Below are 13,123 nucleotides of genomic sequence, written 5' to 3'. Positions count from 1 at the left end.
TGCAATCGGAAGAAGGGAAGTGAACCATGCGCAAATTCGTGATGATGGCCCTGTTGGCCCTGGTTTCGGCCAACGTGGCCCTGGCCGGCGACGCCGCGTGCGAAGCCAAGGCGGCGGAGAAGAAGCTGGCGGGTGCCGCCAAGGCCAGTTTCCTCAAGAAGTGCGAGAAGGACAGCAAGGGCATGGCAGCGCAGTCGAGCTGCGAGGGCAAGGCCGCCGAGAAGAAGCTGGCGGGCGCCGCCAAGAGCAGTTTCATGAAGAAGTGCGTGAAGGACGCCGGCGCCAAGTAAGCCGGCAGCGCGTGGCGTATCAGCCGAGCCCGTCCGTTGTGGACGGGCTTTTTATTGCACGGACGGCGGGGCGCGTGCCGCCGGATGCCTTCACTTGTGGGGGAAAGCGGGCTAGCTTTAAAGAATATCAAGGGGCAACCATTCGCATAGCGCACGGCCCGCGCCCGTCATCCGTCGGCGTCCGGCGGCCGGGTCATGGCCGACTTTGGAGGAGGACGATCATGTCGATCTCTACCACCTTGCAGGACTGTCTGAGCCGCAAGGGCAGTCAGTACGATATCGTGCATCACGCGCACACCCATTCCACCAGCGAAACCGCCCAGGTGGCGCACGTGCCGGGCGACCGCCTGGCCAAGACGGTGCTGCTGGCCGACGAGCGCGGCTATGTCGCGGCGGTGCTGCCGTCCACCTTCCGCCTGGACATGTCGGAGCTGAGGGACGCCACCGGACGCGATCTGGAACTGGTCCGGGAGGCCGAGTTGTCGGCGCTGTTCCAGGACTGCGAAATCGGCGCGGTGCCGCCGGTGGGCATGGCCTACGGCATGCAGACCTACCTCGACGAGAGCCTGGCGATGCAGCCGGACATCTACTTCGAGGCGGGCGATCACGAGGACCTGATCCACATGCGCACCGAGCAGTTCCTCAACTTGATGGACAAGGCGGAGCGGGGCAGTTTCGCCCACCGCTGGAGCACGTGACGGAGCCGGGCCGGCGCGGGCGACGCCAGTGCGCCGGCGCCGGCCCTAGCGTCAGGGAGCACGCATGGGAAAAGCCATCATCACGCCGCGCAACAACGGCCCGTATCTCATCAAGGGCGAATTCACGATCGTCACCCAGGGCGGCCGGGAGATCGCCGTCGAGGGGGACCAGGTCTGGCTGTGCCGCTGCGGCCACTCCAGGAACAAGCCGTTCTGCGACGGTTCGCACAAGGCGGCCGAATTCAAGAGCGATCTGGACGAGCCGTCGTAGCGGCGCCCGTGGACGGCACCGGCGCGGCAGACAGCAAAAAAGGTTGGCTTCGGCCAACCTTTATTAGCGCTAGCGGGACGACCCCGGGGTTAGGGCGCCAGTCGCGACTTCTGCCACTGGCCGGCATCGTTCAGCGTGTACACCACGCGGTCGTGCAGCCGGCTGGGGCGGCCCTGCCAGAATTCGATGCGGTCGGCGGCCACGGCGAAGCCACCCCAATGCGGCGGGCGCGGCACGTGCAGCGGGTACCTGGCGCCGAACAGCGCGGCACGCTTGATCAGCTCGGTCTTGGAGGCAATCTCGCTGCTCTGTTCCGAGGCCCAGGCGCCGAGGCGGCTGGCGTAGGGGCGGCTGTGGAAGTAGCTGTCGGACACCTCCGGCGCCACCGTCACGGCCTTGCCTTCGATGCGCACCTGGCGTTCCAGCTCGGGCCAGAAGAAGGTCAGCGAGACCCAAGGGTTGGCCGTCAGCTGGCGTCCCTTGCGGCTGTGATAGTTGGTGTAGAACACGAAGCGGCCGTCCTCCACCCCCTTGAGCAGCACGATGCGCGCGCTGGGGCGGCCGTCGCCGCCGACGGTGGCCAGGTGCATCGCGGTCGGCTCGTTGACCTTGGCGGTGATGGCTTCGTTGAGCCAGAGCGTGAACTGCGCGACGGCGTCGGGCAGGCAGTCGTCCGGCGACAGTTCCTTCTGGGCGTAATCGTGGCGGATATCGGCGAGCTTCAGCGACATGGCGTCCTCCTGTGGGGCGCTATCTTACTCCCTTGGCCGGGGCAGCGGGGAGTGGGTGTGGCTGCGCCGGACTGCCCATCCGGCTTGCTTGGCCGACGGCTGAGGTGACACCGGCTCCTCCGCCGTGGGGAGTAGGGACGGGAACACTGGTTTAGGCTAGAATAAGCCATTTAACCTGCGGCCTTTCCGCTCATGCACCTGGTTGCTTTCGGACTCAATCATCAAACCGCGCCGTTGTCGGTCAGGGAGAAGCTCGCTTTCCCGGCGGAGGTATTGCCGGGAGCGCTGGAGAGCCTGGTCCATTCCGACGCCGCGGGCGAGGCGGCCATCGTCTCCACCTGTAACCGCACCGAGATCTACTGCGCGAGCCACAACCCGCAGGCGGCGCTGGAGTGGCTGTCGCAATTCCACGGCCTGCCGCTCGACGAACTCGTCCCCTACCTGTACCAGCTCGACGCCGCCGCCGCCGCGCGCCACGCCTTCCGCGTCGCCTCGGGGCTGGATTCGATGGTGCTGGGCGAGACGCAGATTCTCGGTCAGATCAAGGACGCGGTGCGCGCCGCCGAGCAGAGCGGCACGCTCGGCACCCAGCTCAACGCGCTGTTCCAGAAAACCTTCGCCGTGGCCAAGGAAGTGCGCAGCAAGACCGCGGTCGGCGCCAACTCGGTGTCGATGTCGGCGGCGGCGGTGAAGCTGGCCGAGCAGATCTTCCCCACCATCCGCGAGCTCAAGGTGCTGTTCATCGGCGCCGGCGAGATGATCGAGCTGGTGGCCACGCACTTCGCCGCGCGCAACCCGTCCTGTATCACCGTGGCCAACCGCACGCTGGAGCGTGGCGAGAAGTTGGCCGAACGCTTCGGCGGCAACGCCATCACCCTGTCCGACCTGCCCGAGGCGCTGCCGCGCTACGACGTGGTGGTGACCTCCACCGCGAGCCAGCTGCCGATCCTGGGCAAGGGCCTGATGGAGCGCGCCATCAAGATCCGCCGCCATCGCCCGGTGTTCATGCTCGACCTCGCCGTACCGCGCGACATCGAGGCCGAGGTGGGCGAGCTGGACGACGTCTTCCTCTACACCGTGGACGACATCGCCAGCGTGGTCGAGGTCGGCCGCGAAGCGCGCCAGCTGGCGGCGGAAGAGGCCGAGACCATCATTCAGGCGCGCGTGCAGGAATTCGTCGAATGGCTCAAGCGGCGCGAGACCGTGCCCTTGATCCGCGGCCTGCGCGACGAGGCCGAGCGCGTGCGCCGCCACGCGCTGGAGGCGGCGCACAAGCAGCTGGCGCGCGGCGACGACCCGGCCAAGGTGCTGGAAGCGCTGTCGCAACAGCTCACCAACAAGCTGATGCACCCACCGACCCAGGCACTGTCCGCGGGCCACGGCCCCGAGCATGACGCGCTGGTGCACGCCATCACGCGTCTTTACCGTTTACACCCGGAGTCGTAATGAAACCGTCGATTGCGACGAAGTTGAGCCAGCTGGCGGACCGGCTGGAAGAAGTCACCCATCTGTTGGCGAGCGAAGCCGCCACCCGGGACATGGACTCGTTCCGCAAGCTGACGCGCGAACACGCCGAACTCACGCCGGTGGTCGAAACCTACCAGGCCTATCGCCAGTGCGAGAGCGACCTCGCCACCGCCACCGAGATGCTGGCCGACCCGGACATGAAGGAGTTCGCCCAGGCCGAGATCGACGAAGGCAAGGAGCGCATGGCCAGCCTCGATGTCGAGCTGCAGAAGCTGTTGCTGCCCAAGGACCCCAACGACGAGAAGAACATCTTCCTCGAAATCCGCGCCGGCACCGGCGGCGACGAGGCGGCGCTGTTCGCCGGCGACCTGTTGCGCATGTACACGCGCTTTGCCGAGCGCAACCGCTGGCAGGCCGAGATCGTGTCGTCGTCCGAGTCGGACCTCGGCGGCTACAAGGAAGTGATCGTGCGGCTGGTGGGCTTTGGCGCCTTCTCGCGCCTCAAGTTCGAATCGGGCGGCCACCGCGTGCAGCGCGTGCCGGCCACCGAAACCCAGGGCCGCATCCACACCTCGGCCTGCACCGTGGCGGTGATGCCGGAGGCCGAGGAAATCGCCGAGGTGGTGCTGAACCCGGCCGACCTGCGCATCGACACCTTCCGCGCCTCCGGCGCCGGCGGCCAGCACATCAACAAGACCGACTCGGCGGTGCGCATCACCCACCTGCCCACCGGCATCGTCGCCGAATGCCAGGACGGCCGCTCGCAGCACGCCAACAAGGCCAGCGCGATGCAGGTGCTGGCGGCGCGCATCTACGACATCCAGCTGCGCGCGCAGCAGCAATCGGTGGCCGCCGAGCGCAAGAGCCTGATCGGCTCGGGCGACCGCTCCGAGCGCATCCGCACCTACAACTACCCGCAGGGCCGCATCACCGACCACCGTATCAACCTGACGCTGTACAAGCTCGACCAGGTAATGGACGGCGACCTGTTCGAACTCACCGACGCGCTGATCGCCGAACACCAGGCCGAGCTTCTGGCCGCCATGGGCGACTGAGTCGCATCTCCTGCTTTACCGCCACGCGGGCCGCCTTCGGGCGGCCCGTTTCGTTTGGGGGCAGGCTTGCCTTTTTAAGTGCCATATATTATATATTTGTATATATTGTTTTCGAATGGCGCACAAAGGAGCGAGTGATGAAGCAGAACATCGGCAGGATCGAACGCGTGGTACGCATCGCGGCGGGGCTGGGCATCGTCAGCCTGGCGCTGGTCGGGCCGCACAGCCCGTGGGGCTGGCTGGGGCTGATTCCGCTCGCCACCGGCCTGGTCGGCTGGTGCCCGCCGTACGCGCTACTCGGCATCAACACCTGCAAGTGCCGCCACTAGCCGTTGCTTCCGTCCTGTCCGCCGCCGCCCTGCGCGGCGGTTTCCATTTGCACAGCAAGAATCGGATCGTCATAAGACGCCACCTTCTCTACACTGGCGTTTTGCGAGGACATCCCGATGAATCTTCCGAGTCGTTATTCCGGGCGTCGCCGTCGGCGCGCCGTGACCGTCGTGGCGGAGGTGCGCCATGGCTGAGCGGCGCGACTGGCTGTGGCTGGTGTTGCTGGCCGCGATGTGGGGCGGCTCGTTCCTGTTCATGCGCGTGGCGGTGCCGGAGCTGGGGCCGTTCCCGCTGATCGCGCTGCGCCTCAGCGTGGCGGCGCTGGCCTTGCTGCCCTTGCTGCTGTGGCAGGGCGGGATCGCGCTGTGGCGCCAGCATTGGCGCGCCATCGCTATCGTCGGGGTGTTCCTGTCGGCGCTGCCGTTCTGCCTGATCGCCTGGGCCACGCTCAGCCTGCCGGCCGGGGTGGCCTCGGTGCTCAACGCCACCACGCCGCTGATGACCGCGCTGTGGGCGATGCCGCTGGCGGGCGAGGCGATGACCCGGCAGCGCGCCGCCGGGCTGGCGCTGGGGCTGGCCGGGGTGCTGGTGCTGACGCTGGGACGCGGCGCCGCGTTCGGCCTGGACAGCGGGATGCCGGTGCTGGCGATGCTCGGCGCCACCGCCTGCTACGGCTGGTCCGGCCACATGGCCAAGCGCTGGCTGCCGGGCCTGCCGCCCCTGGTGACCGCGACCGGCAGTCTGGCCTCGGGCGCCGTATTGCTGTTGCCGCTGGCGCTGGTCACCTGGCCGCCGGTCGTTCCGCAGGGCAAGGTGTGGGGCGCGGTGCTGCTGTTGGCGCTGGCCTGCACGGCGTTGGCCTACGTGATCTTCTACCGCCTGATCGAGAAGCTTGGCGCCACCCGCGCCAGCAGCGTCACCTACCTGGTGCCGGTGTTCGGCGTGTTGTGGGGGGCGATGTGGCTGGGCGAGGCGGTGAGCGCGGCGATGCTGGGGGGCGGGGTGCTGATCCTGGCCGGGGTGCTGCTATTAGGCTGGCGACGGCGCGGCTGAAATCCATCCCGGTAGGCGGCTGCGCCTGCGCATCGTGAGCGCCGGCGATGCTCGGAATCCTCATGGACTCCGTGTCCATTCCGGTTCCTGTGCTTCGGCGGCACTCGACCGGCTTTGGCGCGCTCGCCTCCTGGGGGCGGGTTTTGACGGCTTCGGCCAACCTTTTCACCCAACGGGGGGCTTCGGCTCCCCGTTTTTCGTTTGTGGCGCCAGCGTGTCGCTCCAGTCCGATCAAATGTCGCCAGAGTTCGCTGGGCCGGGGGCCGATGCCGCTACAGTGACGCCACTACCCCCTCCGCCGGGTGACGGCGGTGCCACCGGGCGCCGCGTGGATGGCCGTCGCAACGGCCCGCGGGTCGGAACAGGACCGATTCTTTATCACGGAGCTAGGACATGAAACTGGATATCAAACCGCTGGTGCTGTGCCTCTCTTCGCTGCTGGCGCTGCCGGCCTTGGCCGCGGAGCCGGAAAGCTGCCGCAACGTGCGTTTTGCCGACGTCGGCTGGACCGACATCGCCGCCACCACCGGGCTCGCGACGGTGGTGTTCAAGGGGCTGGGCTACGTCCCGAGCAAGACCATCGCCTCCGAGCCCATCGTGTTCGCCGGCCTGAAGAGCAAGCAGCTGGACGTCTACCTCGGCTACTGGGACCCATCGCAGACCCCGGCCATCACCCCGTTCGTGCAGAGCAAGTCGCTGCAGGTGCTGCCCGGCGCCAACCTCGACGGCGCCAAGTACACGCTGGCGGTGCCGAGCTACGCCGCCGAGCGCGGCCTGAAGACGTTTGCCGACATCGCCAGATTCCGCAAGGAACTGGACGGCAAGATCTACGGCATCGAGCCCGGCAGCCAGGGCAACGCCCAGATCAAGAAGATGATCGACAGCAACGAATTCGGCCTGAAGGGCTTCAAGCTGATCGAGTCGAGCGAGGCCGGCATGCTGGTCGAGGCCACCAAGGCGTTCCGCCAGAAGCGCCCGATCGTGTTCCTGGCCTGGGAGCCGCACCCGATGAACTTCCTGATGAAGCTGACCTACCTCTCCGGCGGCGACAAGCAGTTCGGCCCCAACTACGGCGGCTCCAAGGTGTACACGGTGCTGGCCAACGACTACCAGCAGCGCTGCCCCAACGCCGGCAAGCTGGTCGGCAACTTCAAGTTCACCCTCGACATGGAAAACCGCGTGATGGACCCGATCATGAACAAGGTCGACCCGGCCAGCGCCGCCAAGCAGTGGCTGCAACGCAACCCGCAGGTGCTGACCGCCTGGCTCGACGGCGTCACCACCTTCGACGGCAAGCCCGGACTGGACGCCGTGAAGAGCTATCTGGCGCAGTAAGCCGGCCCCCGATTCCCGCAGAAAGGACACAGCATGAACCATGACGTCATCGTCACCTGCGCGGTGACCGGCGCCGGCGACACCGTCGGCAAGCACCCGGCCATCCCGGTCACCCCGCGCCAGATCGCCGACGCCGCCATCGAGGCGGCCCGTGCCGGCGCCACCGTGGTGCACTGCCACGTGCGCAACCCGGACACCGGCAAGCCCAGCCGCGACCCGAAGCTGTACCGCGAGCTGGTGGACCGCATCCGTTCCTCCGGCGTCGACATGATTCTCAACCTGACCGCCGGCATGGGCGGCGACCTGGAGATCGGCGCCGGTGAAAAACCGATGGAGTTCGGCCCCGGCACCGACCTGGTGGGCGGGCTGGAACGGCTGATCCACGTCGAGGAGCTGTTGCCGGAGATCTGCACGCTCGACTGCGGCACGCTCAACTTCGGCGACGGCGACTACATCTATGTCTCGACCCCGGCGCAGCTGCGCGCCGGCGCCAGGCGCATCCAGGAGCTGGGCGTGAAGCCGGAGCTGGAGGTGTTCGACACCGGCCACCTGTGGTTCGCCAAGCAGCTGTTGAAGGAAGGCCTGCTCGACGACGCGCCGCTGTTCCAGCTCTGCCTCGGCATCCCCTGGGGGGCGCCGGCCGACACCACCACCATGAAGGCGATGGTCGACAACCTGCCGCCGGGGGCGAACTGGGCCGGCTTCGGCATCGGCCGCATGCAGATGCCGATGGTGGCGCAGGCGGTGCTGTTGGGCGGCAACGTGCGCGTCGGCCTGGAGGACAACCTCTACCTCGACCGCGGCGTGTTTGCCTGCAACGGCTCGCTGGTGGAGCGCGCCATCGACCTGGTGCAGAAGCTCGGCGCGCGCACGCTGACGCCGGAAGAAGGCCGCCAGAAGCTGGGGCTGAAGAAGCGCGGCTAGCTCTTGTAGGTTGGGCCGCCAAGCCCAACAGGGTTGCGTCCGGATCGTTGGGCTTAGCAGCCCAACCTAGCCAAGCCCAACCGACCTACATCCAACTTACCCATGTTCAAGCTACAGGGGATGTTCATGTCTGTAATCACCAAAATCCAAACTTTTGCCGCGCTCGGCGTCGGCGTGATCGGCAGCGGCTGGGTGGCGCGCGCGCTCGCCAACGGCCTCGACGTGGTGGCCTGGGACCCGGCGCCGGGTGCCGAGGCGCAACTGCGCGCCAACGTCGCCAACGCCTGGCCGGCGCTGGAGCAGGCCGGCCTCAAGCCCGGCGCCTCGCCGGCTCGGCTGCGCTTCGTCGCCACCATCGAGGAGGCGGTGGCCGACGCCGACTTCATCCAGGAGAGCGCGCCGGAGCGGCTGGAGCTGAAACTGGAGCTGCACGCCCGGGTGTCGGCTGCGGCCAAGCCGGGGGCCATCATCGCCTCGTCCACCTCGGGCCTCTTGCCGTCCGAGTTCTACCGCGACGCCGTGCACCCGGAGCGCTGCATCGTCGGCCACCCGTTCAACCCGGTGTACCTGTTGCCGCTGGTCGAGGTGGTGGGCGGGGAGAAGACCTCGCCGGAGACCATCGAGGCCGCCAAGGCGATCTACGCCGGCCTCGGCATGCGGCCCTTGCACGTGCGCAAGGAGGTGCCCGGCTTCATCGCCGACCGCCTGCTGGAAGCCTTGTGGCGCGAGGCACTGCACCTGGTCAACGACGGCGTGGCGACTACTGGCGAGATCGACGACGCCATCCGTTTCGGCGCCGGCCTGCGCTGGGCCTTCATGGGCACCTTCCAGATCTACACCCTGGCCGGCGGCGAGGCGGGCATGCGCCACTTCATGCAGCAGTTCGGGCCGGCGCTGCAGCTGCCGTGGACCTATCTGCCGGCGCCGGAGCTGACCGACGAGCTGATCGAACGCGTGGTCGAGGGCACGGCGGAGCAGCAGGGCGAGCGCTCGATCAAGGCGCTGGAGCGCTACCGCGACGACTGCCTGCTCGGCGTGCAGGCGGCGGTGGCGGCGGCCAAGGCGCGTCACGGCCTGAATCCGGAGGAATGAGATGAGCGCGCTGACGCTGTACCGCGACGAGGTCCGCGCCGAGTGGGTCGACTACAACGGCCACCTGCGCGACGCCTTCTACCTGCTGCTGTTCAGCTACGCCGCCGACGCGCTGATCGACGCCATCGGGCTCGACGCGGCGGAGCGCGAGCGCAGCCGGCGCTCGGTCTACACGCTGGAGGTGCACCTGAACTACCTCTCCGAGCTGAAGCAGGGCGAGGCGGTGCGGGTGGACTGCCAGCTGCTGGCCCACGACAGCAAGCGCCTGCACGTCTACTTCACGCTGCATCGTGGCGACGAGGCCGAGCCGGTGGCCGCCAGCGAGCAGATGCTGCTGCACGTGGATACCGAGCGCGCGTGCTCGGCACCGTTCGGTGCGGTGGTGCTGGCCAGGGTCGAGACGCTGGCGGCGGCACATGCCGGCCTGCCACGCCCGGCCTACGCCGGCCGGGTGATCGGGCTGCCGCGGCGCGTCGGCACGGAGGGCGGGCCGAGATGAGCGTACCCGTTCCCAACGAGCCCTTGTGGCAGCCCAGCGCACCGTGCCGGCTCGACGCCTTCCGCGCCGAGGTGGCGTGCGAGCAGGGCATCGCGCTCGACGACTACGACGCGCTGTACGAGTGGTCGATCCGCGAGCCGGCGGCGTTCTGGCAGGCGTTGTGGCGCTTCGCCGGGGTGCGTGCGATGCGCGAGGCCGACACGGTGCTGGAGCACGGCGAGCGCATGCCCGGCGCGCGCTGGTTCGTCGGCGCGCGCCTGAACTTCGCCGCCAACCTGCTGCGCCGGCGCGACGACGGCGTGGCACTGGCGTTCTATGGCGAGGATCAGGTGCGCGCGACCTGGAGCTGGTGTCGGCTCTACGACACCGTGTCGCGCCTGGCCCAGGCCTTGCGCGCCCAGGGCGTCGGCCCCGGCGACCGGGTGGCCGGCCTGGTGCCGAACATGCCGGAGACGGTGGCGGCGATGCTGGCCACCGCCAGCCTGGGCGCGGTGTGGAGCAGCTGTTCGCCCGATTTCGGCGTCGAGGGCGTGCTCGACCGCTTCGGCCAGATAGCCCCCAAGGTGCTGTTCGCCAGCGACGGCTACCGTTACAACGGCAAGGCGATCGACGTGCGCGCCAAGTTGGCCGAACTGGCCGGCGCGCTGCCGGGGCTCGAACGCGTGGTGGTGTGGAACTACGTCGGCGGCGTGCCGGAACTCGGCGGGATGGCCAAGGCGGTGACGTGGGACGACTTCGTCGCAGCGTACCCGGCCGGCGACATCGACTTCGTGCCGATGCCGTTCGAGGCGCCGCTCACCATCCTGTATTCGTCCGGCACCACCGGCCAGCCCAAGTGCATCGTGCATGGCGCCGGCGGCACGCTGCTGCAGCACCTGAAGGAACACATGCTGCACGGCGACCTCGCGGATGGCGACCGCCTGCTGTACTACACCACCTGCGGCTGGATGATGTGGAACTGGATGGTGTCGGCGCTGGCGGTGGGGGCGACGCTGGTGCTGTACGACGGCGCGCCGCTGCTGAACGACGCACCCGACGTGCTGTGGCGCATCGCCGAGGCGACGCGGCTGACCCATTTCGGCACCAGCGCCAAGTATCTGTCGGCGCTGGAGAAGGCCGGCGTCGCGCCGGGCGAGCGCTACGACCTCACCAGCCTGCGTTTCGTCTACTCCACCGGTTCGCCGCTGTTGCCGGCCAGCTACGACTACGTCTACCGCGCCATCAAGCCGGACGTGGCGCTGTGCTCGATCTCCGGCGGCACCGACATCGTGTCCTGCTTCGCGCTCGGCTGCCCGGCCAAGCCGGTGTATCGCGGTGAGCTGCAGGCGCGCGGGCTCGGCATGGCGGTCGAGGTGTGGAACGAGGCCGGGGCGCCGGTGGTGGGGGAGAAGGGCGAACTGGTGTGCACCAGGCCGTTCCCGTCGATGCCGCTCGGCTTCTGGAACGATGCCGACGGAGCCAAGTACCGCGCCGCCTACTTCGAACGCTTCCCCGGTGTCTGGGTGCACGGCGACTGGGCCGAGCTGAGCACGCGCGGCGGGCTGATCATCCACGGCCGCTCCGACACCGTGCTCAATCCCGGCGGGGTGCGCATCGGCACCGCCGAGATCTACCGCCAGGTGGAGACGGTGCCCGAGGTGCTGGAGTCGCTCGCCATCGGCCAGGACTGGCAGGGCGACGTGCGCGTGGTGCTGTTTGTGCGGCTGGCCGCCGGGCTGACGCTGAGTGATGAGCTGCAGCAGACGATCCGCGTGCGCATCCGCCGCCACACCACGCCGCGCCACGTGCCGGCGCGCATTGTCCAGGTGGCGGATATCCCGCGCACGCAAAGCGGCAAGCCGGTGGAGCTGGCGGTGCGCGAGGTGGTGCACGGCCGGCCGGTGAAGAACGTGACGGCGCTGGCCAACCCGGAGGCGCTGGAACTGTTCCGCAATCTGGCCGAGCTGGCGGTGTAGGGCGGATGCCCCTGACTGAGCAAGGTAGCGCAGCGTTGCGAAGGAATACGGGGCGATCCGCCGACACTCCGCTATATACCTCGTCGGTATGTGCGTGTGTCGAATGCGCCGCTGATTCGTGGCGCACCGGCTTGGCGGAACGCCCCGTAGGCGGGGCTTCCACCCTACGGTCAGGGTGCCGCGCGCGCGGCGCTCTCTTCGTGGCGGTCGTGGCTCGGCGTCACCCCATAGCGCTGGCGGTAGGCGCGCGCGAAATAGGTGGCCGAGTCGAAACCGCACGCCACGCCGATCTCCATCACGCTCATCCCGGTCTGGCGCAGCAGCTCGCGCGCCCTCTCCAGCCGCAACTTCAGGTAGAACGCGCCCGGGGTATCGTCGAACTGGGCGCGGAACAGCCGCTCCAGCTGGCGCCGCGTCACCCCCACCGTCTCGGCCAGCTCGTCCGCCGTCAGCGGCGTCTCGAGATGCCGTTCCATGGCGCCAATGGCGTTCACCAGCTTGCGGTTGTGCACGCCGTAGCGCACCGCGATCTGCAGGCGCTGGTGGTCCGACTTGGCACGGATGCGGCCCAGCACGAACTGCTCGGACACCTGCATCGCCAGCTCGGCGCCGTGGCGGCGGCCGATCAGCTCCAGCATCAGGTCGATCGAGGCGGTGCCGCCGGCCGAGCTGATGCGCGCGCCGTCGATCTCGAACAGCTCCTGGGTGACGTTGAGCGCTGGGTAGTGCTCGCGAAACGCCGCGATCGCCTCCCAGTGCAGCGTCAGCTTCTCGTGCCGGAACACCCCGGCCTCGGCCAGCACGAAGCAGCCGGTGTCGATGCCGCCCAGCGTCGCACCCTGCCGCGCGAGCTGGCGCAGCCAGGCGGTCAACGCCGACGTGGCGTGCGCCAGCGGGTTGAAGCCCGCCACCACGAACAGCGTGCGCACCGCTCCCGCCCCGCTGCAGGCGCCCTCCGCCGCCAGCGACATGCCGTTGCTGGCGCTGACCGCGCCGCCGTCCAGGCTCAGCAGGTGCCAGCGGTACAGCGCCGGATGGAAGCGGTTGGCGACGCGCAGCGGCTCGATCGCCGACAGCAGGCCGAGCATGGAGAATTCCGGCAACAGCACGAAGTGGACGTCTTCGGGGACGGCGGTCGGCGGAGTCGGGCAAGGGGCGCTCATCGGGCGGGGCGGCTCGGTTGGGGGGTGACACAGCATAGCGCATGCGCGACACGGCGCCGAGTCCGGCGCCGGGAGCCCTCCCGACCGGCATGACGCGTGGCACGAATTCGCATTCTCTCCATGTTTGCGTAAGGTTTAGCCGATATCATTGAACCTCGCCCGGTGCGTCGAGGCTGGTCCGGGCGTCTGCGCGTTTTCCTTTTTCCCAGCCCCAGACAGCGAACCGACACGATGAGCCCGACCCCCGCCGAATCCACCCC

Annotated in this window: 14 protein-coding genes; 12 read left to right on the top strand and 2 right to left on the bottom strand. The window is 68.5% G+C overall.

Going from position 1 to position 13,123, the window contains the following annotated elements; all coding sequences use genetic code 11:
- Positions 1–26 precede the first annotated feature (26 nt).
- The 3 genes from AC3WG5_RS10880 to AC3WG5_RS10870 all read left to right on the top strand — a co-directional run bounded on the left by AC3WG5_RS10880 (position 27) and on the right by AC3WG5_RS10870 (position 1,259).
- Positions 27–290 carry a hypothetical protein gene (locus tag AC3WG5_RS10880; RefSeq protein WP_008955823.1) on the top strand — a complete coding sequence of 88 codons (264 nt, stop codon included), beginning with the start codon at positions 27–29 and terminating at the stop codon, positions 288–290.
- A 221-nt stretch (positions 291–511) separates the two neighbouring features.
- Entirely contained in the window at positions 512–988 is a 477-nt protein-coding gene (locus AC3WG5_RS10875; RefSeq protein WP_294866460.1) for an aminoacyl-tRNA deacylase, read from the top strand.
- Between the two features lie 64 nt (positions 989–1,052).
- Positions 1,053–1,259: a CDGSH iron-sulfur domain-containing protein gene (locus AC3WG5_RS10870; RefSeq protein WP_008955825.1), complete on the top strand. Its 207-nt coding sequence runs from the start codon at positions 1,053–1,055 to the stop codon at positions 1,257–1,259.
- An 89-nt stretch (positions 1,260–1,348) separates the two neighbouring features.
- Here the strand turns inward: AC3WG5_RS10870 and pdxH are convergent, their stop codons facing one another.
- On the bottom strand, positions 1,349–1,990 hold the full coding sequence (pdxH, locus tag AC3WG5_RS10865; protein WP_492568673.1) for a pyridoxamine 5'-phosphate oxidase: 642 nt from the start codon (positions 1,988–1,990) through the stop codon (positions 1,349–1,351).
- Positions 1,991–2,182: 192 nt separating this feature from the next.
- Here pdxH and hemA point away from each other — a divergent pair, with 192 nt between their 5' ends.
- The 9 genes from hemA to AC3WG5_RS10820 all read left to right on the top strand — a co-directional run bounded on the left by hemA (position 2,183) and on the right by AC3WG5_RS10820 (position 11,700).
- Positions 2,183–3,436, top strand: coding sequence for a glutamyl-tRNA reductase (gene hemA / locus AC3WG5_RS10860; protein ID WP_014085503.1), 1,254 nt, complete (start codon positions 2,183–2,185; stop codon positions 3,434–3,436).
- A complete protein-coding gene (gene prfA, locus AC3WG5_RS10855; RefSeq protein ID WP_294866453.1) occupies positions 3,436–4,512 on the top strand; it encodes a peptide chain release factor 1 in 1,077 nt (358 codons plus the stop codon). The genes hemA and prfA overlap by 1 nt, the downstream gene beginning before the upstream one ends.
- A gap of 137 nt (positions 4,513–4,649) precedes the next feature.
- Positions 4,650–4,841, top strand: a complete 192-nt coding sequence (locus AC3WG5_RS10850) for a YgaP family membrane protein (protein ID WP_008955829.1) — start codon at positions 4,650–4,652, stop codon at positions 4,839–4,841.
- A 187-nt stretch (positions 4,842–5,028) separates the two neighbouring features.
- On the top strand, positions 5,029–5,895 hold the full coding sequence (locus AC3WG5_RS10845) for a DMT family transporter (RefSeq protein ID WP_482583640.1): 867 nt from the start codon (positions 5,029–5,031) through the stop codon (positions 5,893–5,895).
- A gap of 393 nt (positions 5,896–6,288) precedes the next feature.
- Positions 6,289–7,230, top strand: a complete 942-nt coding sequence (locus tag AC3WG5_RS10840) for a choline ABC transporter substrate-binding protein (protein WP_492568671.1) — start codon at positions 6,289–6,291, stop codon at positions 7,228–7,230.
- A 33-nt stretch (positions 7,231–7,263) separates the two neighbouring features.
- Positions 7,264–8,154 (top strand): 3-dehydrocarnitine:acetyl-CoA trimethylamine transferase CdhC, encoded by an 891-nt coding sequence (gene cdhC / locus AC3WG5_RS10835; RefSeq protein ID WP_492568670.1) that lies wholly within the window; start codon positions 7,264–7,266, stop codon positions 8,152–8,154.
- A 126-nt stretch (positions 8,155–8,280) separates the two neighbouring features.
- Positions 8,281–9,246 carry an L-carnitine dehydrogenase gene (locus AC3WG5_RS10830; RefSeq protein ID WP_492568669.1) on the top strand — a complete coding sequence of 322 codons (966 nt, stop codon included), beginning with the start codon at positions 8,281–8,283 and terminating at the stop codon, positions 9,244–9,246.
- Position 9,247: 1 nt separating this feature from the next.
- Positions 9,248–9,745, top strand: coding sequence for a thioesterase family protein (locus tag AC3WG5_RS10825; RefSeq protein WP_492568668.1), 498 nt, complete (start codon positions 9,248–9,250; stop codon positions 9,743–9,745).
- Positions 9,742–11,700, top strand: a complete 1,959-nt coding sequence (locus tag AC3WG5_RS10820) for an acetoacetate--CoA ligase (protein WP_492568667.1) — start codon at positions 9,742–9,744, stop codon at positions 11,698–11,700. Before AC3WG5_RS10825 ends, AC3WG5_RS10820 begins: the two co-directional genes overlap by 4 nt.
- Positions 11,701–11,870: 170 nt before the next feature.
- Here AC3WG5_RS10820 and AC3WG5_RS10815 read toward each other — a convergent pair whose 3' ends face one another.
- The gene (locus tag AC3WG5_RS10815) at positions 11,871–12,863 is read right to left on the bottom strand and encodes a GlxA family transcriptional regulator (RefSeq protein WP_492568666.1); all 993 of its coding nucleotides are present in this window, start codon (positions 12,861–12,863) and stop codon (positions 11,871–11,873) included.
- Positions 12,864–13,123 lie beyond the last annotated feature (260 nt).

It is taken from the genome of Pseudogulbenkiania sp. FW507-F1, from assembly GCF_058781125.1.
The sequence above is the reverse complement of the archived record's forward strand: the minus strand, read 5'-3'. Positions and strand labels throughout refer to the sequence as shown.